The sequence below is a fragment of the Moorena sp. SIO3I6 genome (assembly GCF_010672095.1).
Window position 1 is genome coordinate 1 of the sequence record NZ_JAAHHU010001707.1, and the last position, 1,060, is coordinate 1,060.

The 1,060-nt window shown below is 44.4% G+C and carries 2 protein-coding genes; both read left to right on the top strand.

All coding sequences use genetic code 11. The annotated features are described in order from the left end of the window. Positions 1-245 (top strand): S-adenosylmethionine:tRNA ribosyltransferase-isomerase (locus F6K49_RS52480; RefSeq protein WP_293111016.1); only part of this gene is annotated, 245 nt, incomplete at its 5' end. Between the two features lie 99 nt (positions 246-344). Next, a partial coding sequence (locus F6K49_RS52485; RefSeq protein ID WP_293111018.1) for a Uma2 family endonuclease occupies positions 345-1,060 on the top strand: 716 nt, incomplete at its 3' end.

Here is a 1,060-nt window from a genome sequence, read left to right on the forward strand (position 1 = left end):
CCTATTGTGGTAAGACTAACTTATTTATCTACCCAGGCTATCAGTGGCAGGTAGTGGAGGGATTGATTACCAATTTCCACTTACCTCGGTCGAGTTTATTAATGTTAGTTAGCGCCATGGTAGGCAGAGAGCGGTTACTGACCTTGTATCAGGATGCGATCGCTCTTAGTTATCGCTTTTATTCCTTTGGTGATGCAATGTTAATTTTGCCAGAAGCTAAAACAACTCCATTACCAGATTTTTAGCAAAAAAGATAGATCCAAGCGCTGGGTTTTTTCCCGAGTTTCAACGATACCGTAGCTATGGCCGTTAAATTTGAGTAGGTGATACCACCAAAGAGAACTATGTCTAAAACCATGACCTCTGCTGTTGTACCTGATACTCCTTTACTGCCAACTCAGTATGAACTTCCCTGTGATGACGGTATTCCGATGGAAACTGAACGACATAAACTCCAGATGCAAATGCTGATCGATCCCTTATTGCCTTGGTTGGCCGAGCGGGAGGATGGCTATGTGGGCGGTAATATGTTTCTTCATTTCAGTGAAGCACAACTTAAGAATCAAGACTTTCGAGGTCCAGATGTCTTTGTAGTGCTTGGAGTTCCCAAAGGCGAACGACTTAGTTGGGTAGTTTGGGAAGAAGGTAAAGCACCTGATGTGATCATTGAACTAATTTCTGAGAGTACAGCCAAGACCGATAAAACTACCAAAAAGCTAGTTTATCAAGACCAAGTCAGAGTACCGGAATATTTTTGGTACGACCCGTTTAATCCAGAAGATTGGGCGGGATTTAGCTTAGACAATGGAGTCTATCAACCTTTAAGTGAAGATGAACAGGAGCGACTAGTTAGCGAAATATTAGGGTTAGCCTTAGTGCGTTGGTCAGGCTTTTACAAGGATGTGGAGGCCACTTGGCTGCGTTGGGCTACTTTGGAGGGAATTGTGCTACCTACTCCTGAAGAAAATGCAGCGATCGCTCAAGAACAAGCGGCGATCGCTCAAGAACAAGCGGCGATCGCTCAACAACAAGCGGCGATCGCTCAAGAACGGGCTGAAAA